General features: G+C 43.7%; 18 protein-coding genes and 3 pseudogenes. 9 read left to right on the top strand and 12 right to left on the bottom strand.

Annotated elements, in window-relative coordinates; all coding sequences use genetic code 11:
• Positions 1-103: 103 nt before the first annotated feature.
• The 6 genes from hemP (at position 104) to ACUN2T_RS11920 (ending at position 6,149) form a co-directional block, all read left to right on the top strand.
• Positions 104-301, top strand: a complete 198-nt coding sequence (hemP, locus tag ACUN2T_RS11945; protein ID WP_445497644.1) for a hemin uptake protein HemP — start codon at positions 104-106, stop codon at positions 299-301.
• 89 nt (positions 302-390) lie between these two features.
• Positions 391-2,436, top strand: a complete 2,046-nt coding sequence (locus tag ACUN2T_RS11940) for a TonB-dependent hemoglobin/transferrin/lactoferrin family receptor (protein ID WP_445497643.1) — start codon at positions 391-393, stop codon at positions 2,434-2,436.
• A 32-nt stretch (positions 2,437-2,468) separates the two neighbouring features.
• Entirely contained in the window at positions 2,469-3,542 is a 1,074-nt protein-coding gene (locus tag ACUN2T_RS11935) for a hemin-degrading factor (protein ID WP_445497642.1), read from the top strand.
• A complete protein-coding gene (locus tag ACUN2T_RS11930) occupies positions 3,539-4,357 on the top strand; it encodes a heme/hemin ABC transporter substrate-binding protein (RefSeq protein WP_445497641.1) in 819 nt (272 codons plus the stop codon). The genes ACUN2T_RS11935 and ACUN2T_RS11930 overlap by 4 nt, the downstream gene beginning before the upstream one ends.
• Positions 4,354-5,355: a FecCD family ABC transporter permease gene (locus tag ACUN2T_RS11925; RefSeq protein ID WP_445497640.1), complete on the top strand. Its 1,002-nt coding sequence runs from the start codon at positions 4,354-4,356 to the stop codon at positions 5,353-5,355. The genes ACUN2T_RS11930 and ACUN2T_RS11925 overlap by 4 nt, the downstream gene beginning before the upstream one ends.
• The gene (locus ACUN2T_RS11920) at positions 5,355-6,149 is read left to right on the top strand and encodes a heme ABC transporter ATP-binding protein (RefSeq protein ID WP_445497639.1); all 795 of its coding nucleotides are present in this window, start codon (positions 5,355-5,357) and stop codon (positions 6,147-6,149) included. Before ACUN2T_RS11925 ends, ACUN2T_RS11920 begins: the two co-directional genes overlap by 1 nt.
• Before the next feature lie 50 nt (positions 6,150-6,199).
• On the opposite strand, the gene ACUN2T_RS11915 is transcribed toward ACUN2T_RS11920, so the two are convergent.
• Positions 6,200-6,814 carry a hypothetical protein gene (locus ACUN2T_RS11915; RefSeq protein ID WP_445497638.1) on the bottom strand — a complete coding sequence of 205 codons (615 nt, stop codon included), beginning with the start codon at positions 6,812-6,814 and terminating at the stop codon, positions 6,200-6,202.
• A 263-nt stretch (positions 6,815-7,077) separates the two neighbouring features.
• On the opposite strand from ACUN2T_RS11915, the gene ACUN2T_RS11910 reads away from it, so the two are divergent.
• On the top strand, positions 7,078-7,440 hold the full coding sequence (locus ACUN2T_RS11910) for a helix-turn-helix domain-containing protein (protein ID WP_445497637.1): 363 nt from the start codon (positions 7,078-7,080) through the stop codon (positions 7,438-7,440).
• A 688-nt stretch (positions 7,441-8,128) separates the two neighbouring features.
• Here the strand turns inward: ACUN2T_RS11910 and ACUN2T_RS11905 are convergent.
• The 6 genes from ACUN2T_RS11905 to ACUN2T_RS11880 all read right to left on the bottom strand — a co-directional run bounded on the left by ACUN2T_RS11905 (position 8,129) and on the right by ACUN2T_RS11880 (position 14,658).
• Positions 8,129-8,458 carry a hypothetical protein gene (locus ACUN2T_RS11905; RefSeq protein WP_445497636.1) on the bottom strand — a complete coding sequence of 110 codons (330 nt, stop codon included), beginning with the start codon at positions 8,456-8,458 and terminating at the stop codon, positions 8,129-8,131.
• A 492-nt stretch (positions 8,459-8,950) separates the two neighbouring features.
• The gene (locus ACUN2T_RS11900) at positions 8,951-9,406 is read right to left on the bottom strand and encodes a hypothetical protein (protein ID WP_445497635.1); all 456 of its coding nucleotides are present in this window, start codon (positions 9,404-9,406) and stop codon (positions 8,951-8,953) included.
• 560 nt (positions 9,407-9,966) lie between these two features.
• Complete coding sequence (locus tag ACUN2T_RS11895) at positions 9,967-11,244, bottom strand: HlyD family secretion protein (RefSeq protein ID WP_445497634.1); 1,278 nt, start codon at positions 11,242-11,244, stop codon at positions 9,967-9,969.
• Complete coding sequence (locus tag ACUN2T_RS11890) at positions 11,237-12,715, bottom strand: TolC family protein (protein ID WP_445497633.1); 1,479 nt, start codon at positions 12,713-12,715, stop codon at positions 11,237-11,239. The genes ACUN2T_RS11895 and ACUN2T_RS11890 overlap by 8 nt, the downstream gene beginning before the upstream one ends.
• Positions 12,708-13,922 (bottom strand): ABC transporter permease, encoded by a 1,215-nt coding sequence (locus ACUN2T_RS11885; RefSeq protein ID WP_445497632.1) that lies wholly within the window; start codon positions 13,920-13,922, stop codon positions 12,708-12,710. The genes ACUN2T_RS11890 and ACUN2T_RS11885 overlap by 8 nt, the downstream gene beginning before the upstream one ends.
• Positions 13,915-14,658: an ABC transporter ATP-binding protein gene (locus tag ACUN2T_RS11880; RefSeq protein ID WP_445497631.1), complete on the bottom strand. Its 744-nt coding sequence runs from the start codon at positions 14,656-14,658 to the stop codon at positions 13,915-13,917. Before ACUN2T_RS11880 ends, ACUN2T_RS11885 begins: the two co-directional genes overlap by 8 nt.
• Before the next feature lie 316 nt (positions 14,659-14,974).
• Between ACUN2T_RS11880 and ACUN2T_RS11875 the strand changes: the two genes are divergently transcribed.
• Both ACUN2T_RS11875 and ACUN2T_RS11870 read left to right on the top strand, forming a co-directional pair.
• A complete protein-coding gene (locus tag ACUN2T_RS11875; RefSeq protein ID WP_445497630.1) occupies positions 14,975-15,382 on the top strand; it encodes a flagellar protein FlhE in 408 nt (135 codons plus the stop codon).
• 67 nt (positions 15,383-15,449) lie between these two features.
• Positions 15,450-15,551, top strand: a pseudogene (locus ACUN2T_RS11870) (helix-turn-helix domain-containing protein); the annotation flags it as partial.
• A gap of 154 nt (positions 15,552-15,705) precedes the next feature.
• Here the strand turns inward: ACUN2T_RS11870 and ACUN2T_RS11865 are convergent.
• The 5 genes and pseudogenes from ACUN2T_RS11865 to ACUN2T_RS11845 all read right to left on the bottom strand — a co-directional run.
• On the bottom strand, positions 15,706-16,836 hold the full coding sequence (locus ACUN2T_RS11865; protein ID WP_445497865.1) for an ISAs1-like element ISPlu17 family transposase: 1,131 nt from the start codon (positions 16,834-16,836) through the stop codon (positions 15,706-15,708).
• Positions 16,837-16,875: 39 nt separating this feature from the next.
• Entirely contained in the window at positions 16,876-17,355 is a 480-nt protein-coding gene (locus tag ACUN2T_RS11860; RefSeq protein WP_445497629.1) for a PAS domain-containing protein, read from the bottom strand.
• 170 nt (positions 17,356-17,525) lie between these two features.
• Positions 17,526-18,440 carry an Rpn family recombination-promoting nuclease/putative transposase gene (locus tag ACUN2T_RS11855; protein WP_445497864.1) on the bottom strand — a complete coding sequence of 305 codons (915 nt, stop codon included), beginning with the start codon at positions 18,438-18,440 and terminating at the stop codon, positions 17,526-17,528.
• Positions 18,441-18,598: 158 nt separating this feature from the next.
• Positions 18,599-19,051: pseudogene (locus ACUN2T_RS11850) on the bottom strand (IS4 family transposase); the annotation flags it as partial.
• A gap of 110 nt (positions 19,052-19,161) precedes the next feature.
• Positions 19,162-19,941: pseudogene (locus ACUN2T_RS11845) on the bottom strand (reverse transcriptase domain-containing protein); the annotation flags it as partial.
• Between the last annotated feature and the right edge of the window lie 369 nt (positions 19,942-20,310).

The raw sequence follows: 20,310 nt of genomic DNA, 5'->3' as shown, positions 1-20,310 counted from the left end.
AATATGTTGAATCTGAGCATCAAAAATATTACTTGAAGTCACCTCTTCATATAACGATAATGATTCTCACTATAATAATAGTTTGTATTCGCTAAGTGGATTTATGATTAAAGTATGCCACCAACATTCCTGCATTGCACTTGAAGAACGGTGCAACACTCACCCTGCTGAAATCGTGCAAATTGGTTACATTGACAGTAAACAGCTGTTAGGTAAGTTAGGTATTACCCGAATTCGTCACCAAGGGGAATTCTACCAATTGCGTCAAACTAAAGCCGGTAAGCTGATACTGACTAAATAAAAAAATAACTCAGCCAGCCACCCAGATCGTGTATCGGGGCAGCCAGCTATATCCATAAATCATAAAATATTCTTATGGAGATTCGTCTGATGTCTCAAACAGCAAGATCAACACTCAATCTATCAGTATTAAGCCTGGCGATTATCAGTAGCTTTTCAACCGCATATGCAGCAACAAAATCGTCCAATTCTGATAGTGATAAATCATCTCGCGATGTGATAACTGTTTATGCAACAGGTAATGAAAGGGAGAGTTTCGAAGCACCCATGATGGTGACGGTGATAAATAACAAATCACCACAAAGTCAAACAGCAAATAATGCCGGCGATCTCATCAAAAAAATACCCGGCATTAATATAACCGGTACAAACCGTGCTAATGGACAAGATGTCAGTCTGCGTGGTTATGGTCCACAAGGTGTTTTGACATTGATTGACGGTATCCGTCAAGGCACCGATACCGGCCATATTAATGGTACATTCTTGGATCCGGCATTAATTAAGCACGTCGAAGTTGTACGAGGTCCCTCTGCCCTGCTCTACGGCAGTGGTGCCTTAGGCGGTGTTATCGCTTATCAAACTGTCGATGCCACAGACCTTCTGCAAGCGGGTCAAGATCACGGATTTCGCGTTTTCGCCCGCAGTGCAACCGCCGACCATAGTATGGGTTTTGGTGGCACCACTTTCGGGAAAACAGATTCTCTGGATGGTTTGTTTGCTTTCAGTACTCGTGATGCAGGTAATATCCGCCATGGCGGTGGTTTGACGGCTGATAATGATGAATTTATCAGCAATCTGATAGCGAAAGGCAGTTGGAAAATAGATGAGAATCAATCTCTAAGCAGTCAATTACGTTATTACCGTAATGAAGCTAACCAACCTAAAAATCCACAAACGCTCATCGGGAAAAATGAAAAATCTGACTCGTGGACTGATCGGACAACAACTCAGCGTGATGCCCAACTCAGCTACCAATTAAATCCGACAGAATATGATTGGTTAAATGCCAAGGCTGACCTTTATTATTCGAATGTTACTATTGATGCCCGCACTAAAAAAAGTGGCTTCGAAGGCCGCAAGCAGAAAACCTATGGCGTAAAACTGGAAAACCGCTCCCGTCTGTGGACAAACAGCCCACTGGCGCACCAGTTTACCTACGGTGGTGAAACCTACCAACAAAAACAAACCCCAGGAGGTAATACAGATAGCTTCCCTGATGCCAATATCCGCTTTTCTTCCGGTTGGATACAGGATGAAATAACCCTGCGCGACCTACCAGTATCCATTATCGCCGGTACTCGTTATGACAACTATAAAGGGACAAATTCCAAATATAAGGATGTCAGCGCTGATAAATGGTCTTCCAAAGGGGCTATCAGCATCACACCAACTGACTGGTCAATGCTGTTTACCTCTTATTCTCAGGCTTTCCGTGCGCCGACAATGGGTGAAATGTATAACGATTCTATGCATTATCCTGGGAATTTCTGGATTCCTAATCCAAATCTCCGTCCAGAAAGCAACGAAACATGGGAATCTGGTTTTGGATTACGTTTCGATAACCTGCTAGCAGACAATGATGAACTAAAATTCAAAGCCAGCTATTTTGATACCCAAGCCAAAGACTATATTAAGTCAGATGTCATTAACCCTTATCAGAAATATGGCCGTACATTATACAAAAATACAACATCCGCTAATGTCTCCAGAGCCAAGATCTGGGGTTGGGATGTTTCTATGAACTATGAATCTAATCTGTTTTCCTGGGATCTGGCTTACAACCGCACTGAAGGCAAAGATGAAAAAAGCGGTTATTCCCTTAATAACCTTAGCCCAGACACTATCACCAGCATACTGGATATCCCTATTGCGCAGACCGGTTTTTCTGTGGGTTGGGTAGGCCAATTCACCAATCATACTGATTTCAAAGGTAAAGATGACAGAGGTAATGCCCCCAAACAACAGGCAGGCTATGGCATTAATGACTTCTATGTCAGCTATCAAGGCGAAGGGATGTTAAAAGGTGTGACCACTACCGCAGTTTTAGGCAATGCCTTTGATAAAGAATACTACTCACCACAGGGAACACCGCAGGATGGTCGCAATGCCAAACTATTGGTGAGCTACCAGTGGTAATTAAATATAATGTATTTCCAAGGAGTTAAGTTGTGAATTCATCACTTTATGAACGTTACCTGCAAGCCAAAGCTGATAATAAAGCCAAATATGCTCGCGATCTGGCTGCTTATCTGAATGTCAGTGAAGGTGAGTTACTGCACAGCCGCGTTGGGATAGATGCCAAACGCCTTGACATTGACGCACCGACTTTACTGGAAGCACTGGCCGTTGTTGGTGAAACTAAAGCGATTACCCGCAATGATTTTGCAGTCCATGAACAAGTTGGCCGGTATGAAAACACACGTTTCAGCAACCATGCAGGGTTGATCCTGAATCCTCGTGAACTCGATTTACGGATATTCTTTAATCACTGGAACAGTGTGTTTTATCTGGTCGAGCCAGCAAAAAAGGGTATGCGCCACAGTATTCAGTTTTTTGATCATCAGGGTGATGCACTGCATAAAATTTACGCAACGAATAATACCGATATGGCAGCTTGGGAAACACTGATCGAAAAATATCAGACAGAAGAAAACCCGGCACTGGTTATCAAACCTATCGAAGAAGCCAGCTATTCAACCATAACCAATGAACTGAAAGCGCAGCTTGATAAAGAATGGCGGGCAATGACTGACGTTCATCAATTCTTTATTATGCTCAAATGTCATAACCTGAGCCGCCCGCAAATTTTCGACGCGGTACCGGATGATCTGGCTTACAGAGTGGAAAATTCTGCACTGAATGAGCTCATTAATGCCGCTTATAGCGATCAGAATGAAATCATGATTTTTGTCAGCAACCGTGGTTGCGTACAAATTTTCACCGGCAAGCTGGAACGCCTGATGCCATATCAGGAGGAAGATTCAGATCAGAAATGGATTAATATCTTTAATCGTAATTTCACACTACATTTAATAGAGAGTGCTATCGCTGAAAGCTGGGTAACCCGTAAACCAACTTCTGATGGTTTCGTCACCAGCCTTGAGTTATTTGACGCTAACGGCAATCAGATTGCTCAACTGTTTGGTCAGCGCACAGAAGGTACTCCTGAACAAACTCAGTGGCGTGAGCAAGTGGCTGCTCTGCCAAAACTGCAACTAGCACAGGAAGAGCGTATAGCATGAAAAAATGGCTTCTGACATTTGCCCTTGCGGTATCGTTCAGTGCTTTTTCCTCTGAACGGATCGTCACCATTGGTGGCGATGTATCTGAAATCGTTTTTGCACTTGGTGAAGGTAACAAAGTTGTCGCCAGAGATAGCACCAGTCAGAAACCAGCAGAATTGCTTGCCTTACCCGACGTCGGCTATATGAGATTGCTCAATCCTGAAGGCATTCTTTCTATGCATCCGACACTGGTTCTGACAAGTGAGCTGGCAAAACCTTCACTGGCACTTAAGCAACTCCAAGATTCTGGTGTAGACGTTATTCAGATAACCGGAAAAGCATCGTTAGAAGCTGTTCCTGAGAAAATCAAGACCGTCGCCAAGGCGGTCAATCAAGCTGAACGTGGCGAACAACTGATTAAGCAATATCAGAAAAAACTGATAGACATTCCAACAACCCAATTACCAACCCGTATTCTGTTTGTGATGAGCCACGGGGGTATCATGCCAATGGCTGCCGGGCAAAAAACCGCAGCCGACAAAATGATTAGTGCTATTGGTGCGACTAATGCAATGCAAGGTTTTAACAATTATCGTCCTCTTTCTCAGGAGGGCGTTATTGCCAGTGCACCAGATTTATTACTAGTGACTGAGGATGGCATTAAATCAATGGGCGGCCTGGATAAAATCTGGCAATTACCGGGCTTGAAACATACCCCGGCAGGTCAGAAACAACAGATTTTAATTGCCGATGATATGGGCCTGCTTGGTTTTGGCCTCGAAACCCCTACAGTGATGAAACAACTACGACAGGCGGCGGAGAAGGCCCAATGAGCCGTATGAAGTCTCCGGGATTGGGTTTAGCATTTCTTTGTCTGCTACTGTCTGGGTTGGCTATTGGTTCCGCCAATCTGGGCGCATTAACATTATCTTTTAAGACATTGTGGGAATCCTCGATCAGTGATCCCCAGTGGCAAATCTGGCTGAACATCAGATTACCAAGAGTATTATTGGCGATACTGGTTGGCTGCGCTTTAGCCGCTTCTGGTGCAGTGATGCAAGGACTGTTTCGTAACCCACTGGCAGATCCTGGCTTACTGGGTATGAGCAGTGGAGCTGCACTGATGGTTGCAATGGCGATTATTTTGCCCGTCAGCCTGCCATCTTCCATTGCCGTATATGGACATATTATTGCTGCATTTATTGGCAGCCTATTAATTTCATTACTGATTTTTTCACTGAATAAATATGGCCAAGGAAATTTAGCTCGTTTATTGCTGGCCGGGATCGCCATCAATGCGCTCTGCGCATCCGCGATTGGAGTCCTGAGTTATATCAGTGATGACCAGCAACTACGCCAATTCTCTTTATGGATGATGGGTTCACTCAGCCAAATAGAGTGGCCGACACTGGCAATTGCCGCTTCCTTAATTATTCCGGCTTCCATCCTGACGTTCAGTCAGGCCCGTAAACTAAATCTGTTGCAATTGGGAGATGAAGAAGCCCACTATCTCGGCATTAATGTCCAGCGCACCAAATTCCAGTTATTACTCCTCAGCGCCCTACTCATTGGTAGCGCCGTTGCATTAAGTGGTGTTATTGGATTTATCGGGTTAGTTGTCCCCCACCTGATCAGGATGCGGTTTGGTGGTGATCATAGCTGGCTGCTTCCCGGTGCCGCATTGGGGGGTGCCTCTCTTCTGCTTACCGCAGATACACTGGCAAGAACATTGGTCTCCCCGGCAGAAATGCCCGTAGGTTTAATTACGGGTTTGATCGGTGGACCATACTTTTTATGGCTGATACTCAAACAACCAGGGAACCAGATATAATGGAAGCCATAAAAAATAATATTTTTCTGCAAGCTCAAAATCTGAGTTATTCAATTGGCAACCGGAAAATTATTGATAATGTTTCGCTCTCGGTAAATAAAGGTGAAGTTGTCGCCATTATCGGACCCAACGGCGCAGGAAAATCCACATTACTGCGACTGCTGACGGGATATATGAAACCTGAACAGGGGCAATGTTATTTACAGGGAACACCCATTGAGCAATGGCCGGCTAAACAGCTGGCCCGAACCCGGGCCGTCATGCGTCAGTACAGTTCACTCTCTTTCTCTTTTAGTGTGGAAGAGGTCATTGCTATGGGGCGCTCTCCTCATGGTATTTACCATCAACAAACAGCAATTGATACCGTCATTGAACAAACGGATTGCCAGGAGTTACGCCACCGCGACTACCGGCAATTATCCGGTGGTGAACAACAAAGAGTACAATTAGCCCGTGTCCTTGCCCAGCTCTGGTCTCCGGCACCAACAGAATGTTGTTTGTTTCTTGATGAACCGACATCAGCCTTAGATCTTTATCATCAACAACATACGCTGCGCCTGCTTTACCGGCTGACGCGGGAACAACCGATGGCAATGTGCTGTGTTCTGCACGATCTCAATCTTGCCGCTCTCTACGCAGATAAAATCTTTCTGTTACATAAAGGGAAGCTGGTCGCAGCAGGTACGCCAGAAGAGGTACTGAGTGATCAAATTCTAAAAAAATGGTATCAAGCAGATCTTGGTATTACCCGCCATCCTGAGACTCAACAGCCTCAGATTTATTTGAGGCAATAATGACAAAAGCTGACAGGCAAATTATTTTAGCTATTTGCCTGCCTTACTTTTTACTTACGAAATTTTATTGCATCAGGCAGATACCAGAAAGTTGCAATCAAGCACAAACAATAACCCAGAACTTCGCACCCTTCTTCAGCCATATTTTTTACAATTCGATCAAAATTTTCTAGCATTAAACCTTGCCATAACACACCCATACCAAACAGACGGGAAAAAACCAACACACACAAGATACCTGAAACCATCATGCCGTAACTTTGATGACGGGCAAAATGAGTAAGCCCAACCAATGTAACCCGACCTCGGTAAATAGCGTAAAAAATACAAATTAACGCCAACGGAATAGCAACCCACACCCAGGCACCGTGAAATATTTCATCAAAGATGGAATCCAACTCTCTTATCAATAAACAAGCAAAAAAACCTGATATCAAGACTAATGCGGGACGTAATTGACTATTCTTCCTAGCCTCCAGAAGAAGTACAGCAGAAATAATAAACAGTATACTTTCCTGAGCAATTTCAGTTAATGAGCTCTCCTTCACTGCATTCTGCAAATAGACAACATCGATAAAAAGTAAACCGATAACTATGGACAAAATCAAAGCATAAAGAACAAAGAATGTCAGTTTCTTAGTTAAAAAAGCCACGTCCGATTGCATTACAACCTCCATTAAATTAAATGACGACCAATAATACTGCTTTAAATAAATTAGTGCAGAACATTTGATGCTACGTGTTGTTAAGGCAAAGGAAATGTACATAAATAAGGGTAATTATCAATCGCGAATAGCACTTTTTGCCTATAGATATCTCCAATTTATCTTAAAATACCCAATATAATAACTAACGTTATTATCATTGTGGGAATAGCTACCTAATTCTAATATTTTAGCAACTGGCCCACCATTAGTGGGAGGTGAAAATGTCCGAAACTGTAGTAAATGATATTGTCCGATGGCTTGAAACCCAGCTTCAACGTAACGAAGGTATAAAAATAGATACCATTGCTAATAGGAGCGGTTACTCGAAGTGGCATCTGCAAAGGATATTTAAAGAGGTGAAAGGCTGTACTCTGGGTGAATATGTTCGCAAACGGCGTTTGCATGAAGCAGCAAAATCTCTGCGTGAAGAAAATCTGCCGATTCTTGACATTGCTTTACAGTACGGTTTCAGCTCTCAAGCAACATTTACCCGGATCTTTAAAAAACACTTTAACACCACACCTGCCAGATTCAGGGAGAACGGTAATCTGCCTGAATTAAAGTATTTCTTAAGTTGTGAGTAATAGCCAACTTACTAATTGCCTTATTGGTAGTATCTCCCTTAATGGTCAATAATTTTATTGGCCATCTCTCTTCATATGCTATTTAGGTTCACTAACGCTCCCAATGGAACAAAAACCAGATAAGAATTTCCCGGATAGCTAACTGATTAATTTAACATTTATTTTCCTTGCCTAAATAAGAGCACCTAATATCATTTCACTTTAGCTAATCCCAGTTTATTTCTTCGAAACGGAGAACAAATTTCCATAAATCTTCTAGCTTTCCTTAGCCGTTACCACATATATCAGCATACGTAATTTCAGATAGCAACTTCATGAAATGACAACAAAACCCGCTCTATTTTATTATCTCATGTGAATAAACAAGTTAATATAATAAGTACAACATCGTTAATCTAACAATAAAAAATTATCTATAGATATTTTTCTCCTAAAATTCAATGTATACGTAGTTACTAACAAATATAAACCCTGAAGATTGAACATCAGGGTTTTATTTAAAATTAATTTCAACTTACTGCTTACCCAAATAGGCCTTATTCTTGCAAATAATTTTAATACGGCCATGACTTAAAATGGCAAATAAAATAACCTAATGGGATGTGCTCTGAGTATTTTAATGCAAATAATAACGAATAATATTTCCCATAGGAATTCTCATTACATCACAGTCTTACTTATCATTCTATTAAGTCTTTGGATCTGTTTTTGGCTTGTCAGCCTTAAATGATACGCCGTTGATATATCCATAATCTTTGTATATATATCCGGTAGTTCTAATATCGACCTTTTTCGAATTAAGGTATGCAAGAACCAAACTTATTAGACTACCATACCCTTGATAACCACCATCACTCCTATCCAGAAGAAAATCCTTGGTCTTGCCTTCTCCATCAAGAATTTGTACATGAGCATTGTCTTTCGCTATTTCTGGAGCAATTTCAATGGAAGATACAGTTACATCAGAAATCAATACATTAGAAGAAACTATTTCAGCAGAATTTTTTTGATCAGTCATAATATATTACTCCTTATAATATTAAATTTAGCATCAAGTTATAAATATAGAAATTCATATTACACCAAAAACTCAACTAATTTATCAACATCCATATTCAATCATTATAATCCATAAATTTAAGATATAAGAACACTTTACAATTTTAAAAATAGTGTAGAACGAATAGTCTGTCAATAAAAAATCAAAAAAAGCCTAACTAAAAAATAAATACTCAACACATTAATTGATAATAGCGAAGTGAAAATTACCATATATTTTTTTATTTTTAACTCGGTAATAAAATATCTCACATATTATGTCACTTACACCAAATATTTTTCAATTAACTAAAGCGACTGCAATCACGCAAAATATTTACCAACTCAACATGATAAACATTCTATCCTGTCAGTGGCGACTGATTAAAAAGGATTGAGAAAATCAAGAGTTCACTTTCAAGCAAGGTAATGAACCAGATATCTCTAATAGCGTAATCTGGCTCACTTCCCACTACTTCATAGTAAACTCAACTGACCATGCGTAGGTAAAAAGATTAGTAGAGGTGATAGTTGCATTACAAACAGCCCCCCCACTCGGCGTTGCTCCCTTATTCCACTTCGGAATTTTAACGCCATTAACGTATGTGTTTATAAAAGTAGTTGAAAACAGACAAGTCTTATTCCCGATTTCATATCGCACTATTGCATAGTTTCCATCAGGTGTAATCGGACTTTGAACCTGATAGCTATCGGATTCTCCTTGCCTGACTCTAACTCTGGGCTTAGGTGTTGCATTTACGTTTGTACTGACTTCATTATTAGTTATGATGGTATAAATAGCATCAGCACTTCCCGATGCACCAAGATGTTTAAATGTAACTGTTACGGGTGGACCTGCATAAACGACACCTGCGGCAGTGAGGGAAGCAGTTGCAAACAGGGCCAACAACGACTTGCGTACTAACATGTTAGATACTCCTTATGTTGTTTAGAATGGCTTACTGCGTTTCAATACAACTTTCTTTTCTATAACGTTATTTTTCGTACAATATATACTCAATCTCATAAAGTAAATTTCTGCTTTATGTTCCTACAATATAGACCACTTTCACCAGAATTTAGTCAAAAGAGTAAAAGATTCTTCACCATAAAACCTAAATACTCTGACTCCAAGGCACAGAATTCCACTTTGTGCAAAAAACAACCAGAAGACAAATATTGATAATCTTGTCCATTCAATACACCTTTATTAATAGATTTTGATAGCGCTTGTGCTGGACGCTGTTTATTATTCTCTCAAATGTCACGTATTAAGTGACTTGGCTTTCCGCTTTCATTTTTACTACGGAACAGTTTGGAACTGTCTTTATATTCAGAGCCATGTTGAAACACCAGTTCAGTAATATGAAGAAACGTTTTACTGCGCTATTAAAAAAACAAAACGTGATTATTCGCTTAATGGCCTCTGTCGTCATGGCCTCGTTTCAGGATTATGGTTCAATAATTATGTGAGGTTTCAAAAATCGGTCATTGCTGCGCAGGAATTTCAACATAACCGGCTACTAACCCACTCACTTCTACGCCCTGAGGAACAGCGTACCCCGGCGTCACCATAATCGGTTGTTCCGGATCGTGTAATTCACGGCGATAAGTGACGAAAGTTCGTCCATCAGGGCCAGTACGTAACGCCTCTGCTGGCACTGCCAATCCGCGTTGATTGCGATATGTGACGATCGCCAGTTTTGCGCTCATACTCAGGCGGACACGCTGCCGCTGCTCAGGTGTGAGAGGATCAATCTCCACTAACACGTCATAAGTTACACCCGCTCCCTGCATTTCTGTTGAACGTCCCTGTACACCAATTGTCTTAACCTGCCCCTGTAAGGATAACCCAGCAAAACCATCGCCTGTAATCTCAACCGGCATTCCTTCATACAATTGGTGGAGATCCGCCTCTTCAATGCGTGCTACCGCCTGGATTTGCTCCAAATTGATTATCCCGAAGAGAGGAGTTCCTTGGGTAACTCGTGTCCCCTTTTGGATAGACAACGCTTTGTCCGATCCCGGTACCTGAGGACGAACAACAATACCGTCAAAGGGAGAAATCAGCTCACGTTGAGCTTGCTGGGCCTGAAACGCCTGATAACGCGATTGAGCATTGACCAATTCCATATCTGCAATCTGGCGATTTTCACCCGTGCCTTTGTCGAGTGTAATACGCAATTCCTCCTTCGCTGCGGCAAGATCGAGCCGTTGGACTCTGGCCTGCTGCTCCAGAGTGTCAACGTCCATACGAGGAACAATGCCACGTTCGAACAAGGTTCGAGTATCAATCAGCTTACGTTCGGTATCACTCAGGCTTAACTGAGTATTGGTCAAGGTCCTGCGAACCCTGGCAACCCCCTGACTGTTCTCCCATTCCACCAAATCTTGTACGGTTCGCTGGGCTTTCAATAGTTCGGTGAGCGCCTGACGCAACTGGATATCCAATTGTGCAGTATCAAGGCTCAACAGGGGCTGCCCTCGTTTAACACGCTGGCCTTCAGTCACCACAACTTCAGCGATAACACCATCGAATGGTGCCGCAATTGTCAAACTGATGGCAGCCTGAATGCGACCAACTAACCCAAGACGGTTTTCCAGCAATTGAGGTTCAACACGCACCCACCGTTTCTGTGACGATGTATCAGTTGAAGACGGCAGATAGGCATAGACAATGGCGGCCCCGGCGACTAGCGCAACAACAAGCGCCACCCGCCAACGAGTCTGACGCCTGAAACAGGCAAGCGCCCTGATCTTAGTCATTAAGTGCAATATCCCAGCTCCCCAGAGTAGTGCCCAATGTTTCATCCAGCTCCGCTTGTGCATTCAGGTAGGCGATTAACGCATTGAGACGAACATTCTCGGCATTACGCAGATCAGTTTCAAAGCTCAATACCTGAAAGTTGCTGGAACGGCCAACTGTCAGTTTTTCGCGTTCAATCTCCAGCTTGCGTCGGGATAGATCCCTGGCACGTTGTGCGATCTCATATTGACGCCAACGTGTACTAATATCACGCACTGCATTACCGACATCACGTTCCAGTAACTGTTTTGCCTCAGTAAGACGGATATCCTGATTCTGAACATCGACCCGCGCCCGCACTTCCGCCTGGCGCTGACTCAAATCGCCAATAGGTATCTCCACCTGGACACCTGCGTAATTTTCCCAATTTCGCGAACTGTTTGGACCTGCTCGATCGCGTACCTGGCTAGCCCCACCGACCAAAGAGACATCCCATAAACGGTCATTACGGGCGACTGTCAGGTTAATGCCAGCCTGCTCTGCGGTAATCAATTGGGTGAGATAGGATGGTTGCTGCTCTTGTGCCAAATGTTGCGCCTGGAACAGATTAATATCTATGCGTTTAGCATCCAATTTGTCAGTCGCTTTTACCTGAGTTTGCAAGTCTAAGGCGAGCAAACGCAACAACTCTAAGCGACTGATATCCAGTTGATTAGCGGCTTCCTCATTAGCCAGTTCCTGCATAGCAACATCGGCCTCAGTCTGAACAATCTCGAAAGCTGCCATTCTGCCTGCGGAAATCATGACTTTATTAACCTCCAGCAGTTGACGCGAACGTTCAAGGGCATCACGCGCAATTTGTAATTGTTCTTGAGCACGCAGCAATTCACGGTAAGCCATAATAACCTGCGTGATAGTCTGAGATACCGTTACTTTCAGATTCAAGCGATTTATTTGCTCCATCAGTTGAGCAAGACGTACAGGTGCCGTTGCCACATCTTTGCCGGCACCACGCAGCAGCGGCTGGATCACGGAGAATGAAGCGCCATCATTACGGCTACGCCCAGCATTTTCCGCCCATGTCGCCCGGCTCGTCCACGACAAGCTGAACCGGGTACCATATTCCCCAAGCATTGTAGACGTAGGCGTAATCTCGCTCTGACGGTAACGATCATCTTGATTACGGGCAGCAATATAACGACTATTGATCAGCAACTTCGGCGTAAAACGATCTTCCGCAACCCGCAAATCGAATTTCTGGGCAATACGATCCAGATAAGCACTGCGAATCGAGCGATTGTTTCGTAATCCCAAATAAATCGCATCACTGAGTGTCAGATCGATAGTCTGCTGATTAAGAGAAATTGTGCTCGTTGTGGGCATGGTTGCCTGTGACGGAGTCAGCGGCTCCGCTAAAGCTTGTTTGACGGATACAGCTATCATCAGCACAATGATGATGCCAATAACACGCTGAAAAATTTGACTAGTCATCACGAAGTGCCTCTACAGGTTGTAACCTAGCAGCAGCTAATGCCGGGTTGATGCCGAAAAATAAACCGATCACTAACGAACTGGCAATCCCCAGTGGCAAAGAGAATGGAGATAACGTGAATACCCAGCCAGAAAATTTTACAAACAGGTACCCAGCGGTCACCCCCAACAACGATCCAGCTACTGCGCCAGCAATTGACAGAGTGGCAGCTTCCAGCATAAAAAGTACACCGATATCAATAGGCCGGGCTCCCAGAGCCATACGAACACCAATTTCACGCCTGCGCTCCGAAACATTCATCAGCATGACGTTCATGACACCCACCCCCCCCACCAGCAATGAAATGCCCCCCAATCCAGCAAGCAAATAGGAGAATGTCTTTGCTTGTCGTGTCAATCCATCAAGTAATTGCTGCGGAATTTGAACTTCAACATGGCGACCTTTTGATAATGAGACAAGATAATCACGTAATAATACAGCATCACTGCTTAACGTTGTTACGTCTCGCGCTCTGGCAATGACACTGCCTATCTCTGGAGCTGGCCGCAGCCGTCGCATTCCCTCAATGGGCAATATCACGGAACCATCAACAGAAACCGGGAGTAAAGGATTTATTCCCTGAGCAGAGAGAATGCCTATCACTTCAAACAGATATCCCTCAATTTGCAGTTGACTACCTACCCGGATAGGTTGGTTTGGTACTTTTGATTGTTTCGCAATATCTGCACCGATCACGGCATAAGTCGTCTGCCGATCATAATTCGATAGAAAACGCCCCTGTTCGATCTGTAAATCAAGCACCGCAGCCAGATCAGAGGATGTACCTGTAATATTCGTATCAATCCCTTGCCCCAAGAAACGTACTCGGGTTGAATATAATGTGACGGGGGCAGCATGCATGATCGTGGGCAGCGTTCGGGTAAGCATCTGAGTATCCAGTGTGGATGGAGCGGGTTTGACATCAGTGCCCGGCATAAAATCAAAATGGGCGACCAGCATATTGCTCCCCATGCTCTTGAAGGTGCTGATAGCTTCATTGGCAGCGTTGTAGCCAATGTTCAGAAGTGCAATGACCGAAGCACATCCGACGGCAATACCAAGCAACGCAAACAGGGAACGCCGTCCCAGTAAACGCAGGCTATCCAGCGATTCACACAGAGCTTGCGAGAAGGAAAATCCGGAGCGACCAGAATTTACGTTAAGCATCGGATATATCCGGCCATAGATCAGTTTCAGAAAGCTGACCATCATTGACATACAGACAGCGCTGCATATTTCTGGCTATTGTTTCATCGTGTGTAACCATGACAAGTGTCACGCCCTGCTCGCGGTTCAGTGACAGAAGAAGTGCCATGATATCGCGTGCTGTAGCACTGTCGAGATTACCTGTCGGCTCATCAGCCAGAATAAGAGAGGGCTTGCCGACCAAGGCTCTGGCGATGGCAACACGTTGGCGTTGTCCCCCGGAGAGATCTGCCGGTCGATGGTGAATGCGATCAGCCAGACCAACCAATTCAAGCTGGTATTTCGCCTCCTGCCGGGCCAGCAAGCGTGAATATCCACGATATAGCAATGGCAGTGCCACATTATCCAATGCCTGCATTCTAGGAAGTAAGTTAAAACTCTGAAATACGAAACCAATTTCCTGATTTCTTATTCTCGCCCGCTCATCAGGAGTAACATTTGTTATATTAACGCCACTAAACTGAAAACAGCCAGAAGTAGGTTGATCCAATAAACCAATAATATTAAGCAGAGTACTTTTACCCGAACCGGAAGCGCCGACAATAGCACAACTTTGCCCACGCATTATGGTAAGCGATATTTTATCCAGCACCGGATGATATTTTTCCCCCAGACGATAGGTTCGACAAATATTTTTCATGTAAATCAAAGCTTCTACACACTGGAAAGTGGAGATTGTCATGTCTGATTTATTCATCGCTTTTGACATCCATTAAATGTATAACTGGCTCCATTTGATCGTTTACCCGGTTTTATATCATGGGAAGATTCGCTTGTAAAAGGCTGAAACTTGAGTGAGATACAAAAACATCGAACAGTGAAAATAGATTAGATTTACTTAACATAAATCCAAATTACTCATTGTGTTTTGGGGTTAATCCCCCCAAATTAATCCTGCCAGCTTTGGCATTTCGTACAGGTTTTTATAAACGTTCAGGAGATAAAGGGCGCGAGATCAAAATGTATATCTAAGCTCTCGCAATAGAAAATTATCAAGTATTGGGGTAATAGCGATGAAATTAAAAAAAATCTTGGGAATTGGTGGTGCATTATTGTTAACCCTGTTTTCACAAGCAGCATTATCGGCGAGCTACCAATCTTCGGTTGTTCTGCCAACCGTGTATTCCAGAAATTACACAGAAACAGCTTATCTTCCTGTCGTCGGATCTCCACCAGCCTCCGGCAGTATTAGCAATGTCTCCTGGACTTGGAATGTTGTCGGGTGGCCTCAAGGACTGTCGGTTCATCTTTGTCAGGGAGATACCAACAATTGTATTGATATATCACGCATTCGGAGAATGTCTACAACCGCATTCAATAAAAGAAGCCCAGCACAGCAATTCTTTTATACTTTGAAAGTTGCAAATGGCGGAACAGTACCAGTGGCAGGCCAAATGGGAGAAATTACCGTCACTTGGTAAAAATGTCTTGATTGTCCTTCAAAGATTGCCGTCAGCACCTTAGGCGGCAATTCTGACTGATAACTTAGCGCTTAAACATACCCAAGGACATCAGCAGGATACCGCACGCCTGCTAGATTGGGTGCGTAACACCATTATGCGGAAACTGAAAGAACTGGGATTGGAGTAAGGAGATAACATCTCCATTCTTATCACCACTTTTGGGCACTTAATTATACTTAATTCCCCATTGTCAGGATTAAACAACCAGATCTTGAACAGACTTAAATATTATTGGCAAAGAAACTCATCTTGGCTCCAATACAGGGCAACCGCATGAATGATTAAATATCACTCACATTAGCAAAACCCGCCTGTAATACTCGCTCCAAAAATTGGGTTTTCATCCATATTCGTCTACGTTTCGCTTTGATGCTTAATTGACTCGTTTCTTTTTTCAGCATGTTTAACGAAATACGTCGTAATATCGCGATGTTTTCCGCCGCATTTTCACGGTAAATTTGACAATTATCTTCCTTAAACGTCACATCAAGCACCCAGTGAAGGTTATTCTCTATTTGCCAATGGCTGCGTACTGCCTGAGAAAATTGTTCTTCCGTCAGTCTGGCTGAACTGATGTAGTAACGGTACTCCAGACTGGGCAATTTGCCGTTTTCTTGCCTGTATCCGATTGTGACGCCCAGTGTTTTTAATCCCGCCCATTCCGGAAAATCGGTTTTGAATGTCTCGGCATTCAACACATGGCTTTCTCTGATTTCCAGACGACCATGACCCCGTTCTATCCGCGTTTTTTCGGGTGTTAAGGGCAAAACGCGCTGGGCTTCCAGGGCTTTTTGAATGGCCCGATGGAGACGTTTTTGGTTGTCTTTCACACTTAATAAATAATCCGCGCCGGCATCAATAATCTCCTGAGCAATCTGCGTTTGGCATCCCATCGCATCAAGGGAAATCAGCGCGCCTTTCAGTTCCAACAACTTAATGAGTTCCGGGATTGCGGTAATTTCATTGGATTTTTTCTGAGTTTTAACCTGGCCGATAACCATTTTATTGGCTGTCGCATAAGCACTCACAAGGTGGAGCGCCGAACTGCGTTCTCCCGGGGCATAGGCACCCCGTAAGACTTTACCATCAATCGCCACTAATTCCCCCTGAGTGACCTGATGAACCGAACGCATCCAGTTGATAAAACAAAGAATAAATTGTTCCGGATTAATCCGTGAGAGAAGTCGGGCAATCGTGTCATCAACAGGGATCCCCTCCTTGAACATATTATGTTCAAGAAACCATTCATGGTGGCCTTCAATATACTCTTGGATCTCACTCCAACCATCTGCGCCGCCCAGAACAGCGCACAATGAGGCAAATAAAATATCGAATAAAGGGTAGGCGACTTTGGCGCTTTGACGGGGATCTTGAATGTCTGAGAAATGTTCAGTAAAAATATCAAAGCACAGGGTTTTTGCTCTCAAAAAGAGAGTATGAGATCATAACTATTACTGTCGGTCAAATCTGATTTTTTTAACAAAATATTCACGATCTTGCCCTGGGGGTCTTAGCTTAACAGACGTAATTGTATCATTTTTAATATAATGATGTACTGAAAAATAATTGATTTCTTTAATGTGACAAATTATGCCAATACATTGATTATTTTCATTCATTAACGGGTATTTTTCACAAAAATAGGGCTTAAGTTGTTGACTATTGCTTTGAAGATAAGCCCCAATAGATGATATTCGTTGCATAGTCTGTAAAACCTTACGATCATGTTCTTCAAAGAGGTGAACAAGATGATTAAACGGTGTCGGCAATTCTTTAGCCGTATATCCCGTGACATTAAAGTGTTCAGGTAACTTATTTAGTTTAATAAATACATTATTTGCATATATAAAACGAAGTTTCTTATCTTTTACAAACCATGATTCGTGACTTCTGTCCCACATATTTGTTAACTGAGGGGTAATTTGACTCATATAGGACCTTCAATAATTATTGAATAAATAACTTTCCAAAATAGTGCTCCACTTCGTACAACGCTTTGTGTAGCAAGGGTTGTGCGCTATGCATAGCAGAGCGATCATCGGGCGCTTACCCGCCCCAAAAAATGCGGGTAAGCGAACACAAAGGGGAATAAAGGTGAGGGTTATTGCAGGGAAAGCAGTTCGTCACGACTAAGGCCGATACTTTTCATAACCAGTTCGATACTGGCACCGTTTTTTAACAGGCTACGCGCCATTTCTAACCGCGCCTCACGTTGACCTTCTTCCCTACCTTGTTGAATGCCTTGTTGAATGCCTTTTTCCTGTAATCGTTGAGCAATACTCATAATCACCTCCTGATGACTATCTGCCTGTTCAATCAGTTGCTGGATCACCTGTTCAAAATGCGGTGAATCCATTGTGCTAAACAGGTAATTAAGGATAGTAACCACATCGTTGTCACTATTATAGTTGTACTTAAGGGCCTGTGCCAATAGCGTGGTCACGATTTTAAACCCCTCCCGCAAATTTTTATGCTTCATCGCCAGTTCCATTACGGCGATTTTGCGATGATTTACCAGTTCGTTATCATCAATCACGGTCACATCGACTAACGGAAACGGGTTAAAATACATCTCTTCTGCTAATTTTGGCAACGAAAAGCACTGCGTCCAAATCTGCTGAAAAGGATAAGGGCTGTTATCACCGTGGTAAAACAAAACGGGCACAACCAGAGGCAGTTCCTTATTTCCCTGTTGCAGATGTTGATTCATCGCCATAAACGTATAATACATCATTCGCCACGCCATCATTTTATCTGGAGTGGACTGGTGTTCAACAAGGACATAGATATAGCCATCCCCCTGTTGCGTTTTTACCGAATAGAGGACATCTGACATTCTCGAACGTAACTGTCGATCGATGAATGAAGAGTTGGTTAACATCAATGTGCTAAAGTCACACAATTGCTTGATTTTTTCTGGTAGATGAATGTCAAAAAAATCTTTGGCGTTTTCAATCTGAGTCATGAACCCTTTGAAAGTCGCATCATGGGGTGTGGATGTGGTCTTTTTATTCATCATACTCGCCCATCAAAAAAGGTTACCATATCAGAGGTTACTCCTCTGGCACCACTAAAAATTTATGATATGTCATGTTCATTTGTTTTTTCGCTTGATTTATGATTTTTTTTAATCGCATAATTTATCATCCTATTTAAGTCATCCCAACCCACTCAGCCGGTGCGTTTTGAATCATACCAACCTGCCAGTTCACCTAAATTGATGTACGCCCAATACAGACTCGGCACTTTCTTCGGTGAACGACGTTTCTCCTGCTTTGACCACAACAACTTCCAAGCCAGTGGACTGAGCAGCTCTTCAACCTACGTACCTTCGGTTTTCCAGGCTTTATGAAACTCGTCTATCGGCCAGCAACGCTCGTAATAACTGAAAATTCGGTGTGCATAAACCTGAGTGTTGACAGGTTCCGAGATGAGAAGATGCCAGTTTAAACCGTCTTCCGAGACTTTTTCATAGAAACCGACATAAAATAAGCGAACTGCCTCACCGTTTTTTCCTTTCAGCATCTTCAGACTCTCTTAGGCATAGCAGACATCACAACATGCTATACGGGCTTGACGACCACCTTTTTGCCTGACCTCAACCTGACGGTCTACAGCATTTTTTAAGGGGTATGAGGTGAGTAGACCCGCCGGTTACCCGGACGGGCCCCTCCTCAGAACCGGACTTGCGGAACTACCGCATCCGGCCCCCGACAGATCAGTGCCCCCACACATATTCAGCAAGTCTGGAACATTGACTGAGTTCTCCATCGCGATGGATATCCCCGCATTTTCAGGATCAGATCCAGCTTTTCCCATGTCATTGGGTGTCGGCCACCTTTACGGGTGAACCACCTGTAGATGATCCGCCTGCTCTGGTAGATGAACTGCCCCACACGTCTTTTGTTATCTGAGATACCATGGTAATTAATCCACCCACGCACTACCCGAATAACTGTGTTCAGGATCTGCCTTCTGTTGGTGCTGAGGTTCCTCCACAGGAAGTCTCTCAGGCCTTCCAGCTTGGCCGCGAAGCGGTCCTTCCGACTGGTATATTTCAGCCGCCAGTACCCTTTGCGTGTTCTTCCCCAGTAGCAGGTAAACCCCAGAAAGTTGAACGTCGGAAGACGTTCTCTCCTCTGATTTGCCCTCATCGCCGCCACGTGACCCGCAGCGAGAAGCTGCGATTTGTCTTCGTGAAGTTCGAGGCCAAACCGGCCCAGTCTTTTCCACAGCGCGCTGTAAAAGCGTTTAGCCTCATGCTGGTACTCGAAAGTAAATACCATATCGTCTGCATATCTGACCATGTCTGCCTTCCCCCGAATATGCGAACGGCTGATTTCAGCAAACCATTCATCTATCACATGGTGAAGGTAGATATTGGCAAGTACCGGAGACAATATGGAACCCTGAGGACAGCCGATATCATTACTGTGTGATTTACCATCTTCCAGAACGGGTGCGGTTATCAGCACTTCAATCAGCCTGAGAAAACGGCGATCTGATATTTTCTTCCGGAAACCTGTTGCTGGCCAGTTGAGCAACCTGTCGGCTTCCACAATCTGTTCAATTTCGGGGGTATCACGTTCACCATTCGGTTTCGGCTCGGATACTTCGCTGTCTACGCTTCACCCTCCAAGTTACCCAGGAAGGCGCAAGACTCGCTATCCGGTGGCGCTGGCTATGCCTTCCGGAGCAGGACTTTCACCTGCAAGATAAGTGCGACTTTTCACAGCGCACAGCCCAATGGAACGAAAACGTACGCGAAGCCTTCAGCCGCTCGTCCTCCAACTTCCTTTGCTACTCGAATCACCGTTCGAGTGGATACGTTTGTTAACTTAGCTGTATCTCGGATACTCAACTTATTGATCACTTTTGTAACTGGT

It is taken from the genome of Photorhabdus machadonis (assembly GCF_052657765.1).
The sequence above is the reverse complement of the archived record's forward strand: the minus strand, read 5'-3'. Positions and strand labels throughout refer to the sequence as shown.

What these genes read in the sequence shown, in the direction of transcription:
- ACUN2T_RS11855 (WP_445497864.1), bottom strand. Translation starts at nt 18,440, where the DNA reads ATGAATAAAAAGACCACATCCACACCCCATGATGCGACTTTCAAAGGG.
- ACUN2T_RS11890 (WP_445497633.1), bottom strand. Translation starts at nt 12,715, where the DNA reads ATGACTAGTCAAATTTTTCAGCGTGTTATTGGCATCATCATTGTGCTG.
- ACUN2T_RS11905 (WP_445497636.1), bottom strand. Translation starts at nt 8,458, where the DNA reads ATGACTGATCAAAAAAATTCTGCTGAAATAGTTTCTTCTAATGTATTG.
- ACUN2T_RS11885 (WP_445497632.1), bottom strand. Translation starts at nt 13,922, where the DNA reads ATGCTTAACGTAAATTCTGGTCGCTCCGGATTTTCCTTCTCGCAAGCT.
- ACUN2T_RS11880 (WP_445497631.1), bottom strand. Translation starts at nt 14,658, where the DNA reads ATGAATAAATCAGACATGACAATCTCCACTTTCCAGTGTGTAGAAGCT.
- ACUN2T_RS11910 (WP_445497637.1), top strand. Translation starts at nt 7,078, where the DNA reads ATGTCCGAAACTGTAGTAAATGATATTGTCCGATGGCTTGAAACCCAG.
- ACUN2T_RS11920 (WP_445497639.1), top strand. Translation starts at nt 5,355, where the DNA reads ATGGAAGCCATAAAAAATAATATTTTTCTGCAAGCTCAAAATCTGAGT.
- ACUN2T_RS11900 (WP_445497635.1), bottom strand. Translation starts at nt 9,406, where the DNA reads ATGTTAGTACGCAAGTCGTTGTTGGCCCTGTTTGCAACTGCTTCCCTC.
- ACUN2T_RS11915 (WP_445497638.1), bottom strand. Translation starts at nt 6,814, where the DNA reads ATGCAATCGGACGTGGCTTTTTTAACTAAGAAACTGACATTCTTTGTT.
- ACUN2T_RS11925 (WP_445497640.1), top strand. Translation starts at nt 4,354, where the DNA reads ATGAGCCGTATGAAGTCTCCGGGATTGGGTTTAGCATTTCTTTGTCTG.
- ACUN2T_RS11930 (WP_445497641.1), top strand. Translation starts at nt 3,539, where the DNA reads ATGAAAAAATGGCTTCTGACATTTGCCCTTGCGGTATCGTTCAGTGCT.
- ACUN2T_RS11895 (WP_445497634.1), bottom strand. Translation starts at nt 11,244, where the DNA reads ATGACTAAGATCAGGGCGCTTGCCTGTTTCAGGCGTCAGACTCGTTGG.
- ACUN2T_RS11875 (WP_445497630.1), top strand. Translation starts at nt 14,975, where the DNA reads ATGAAATTAAAAAAAATCTTGGGAATTGGTGGTGCATTATTGTTAACC.
- hemP (WP_445497644.1), top strand. Translation starts at nt 104, where the DNA reads ATGATTAAAGTATGCCACCAACATTCCTGCATTGCACTTGAAGAACGG.
- ACUN2T_RS11940 (WP_445497643.1), top strand. Translation starts at nt 391, where the DNA reads ATGTCTCAAACAGCAAGATCAACACTCAATCTATCAGTATTAAGCCTG.
- ACUN2T_RS11860 (WP_445497629.1), bottom strand. Translation starts at nt 17,355, where the DNA reads ATGAGTCAAATTACCCCTCAGTTAACAAATATGTGGGACAGAAGTCAC.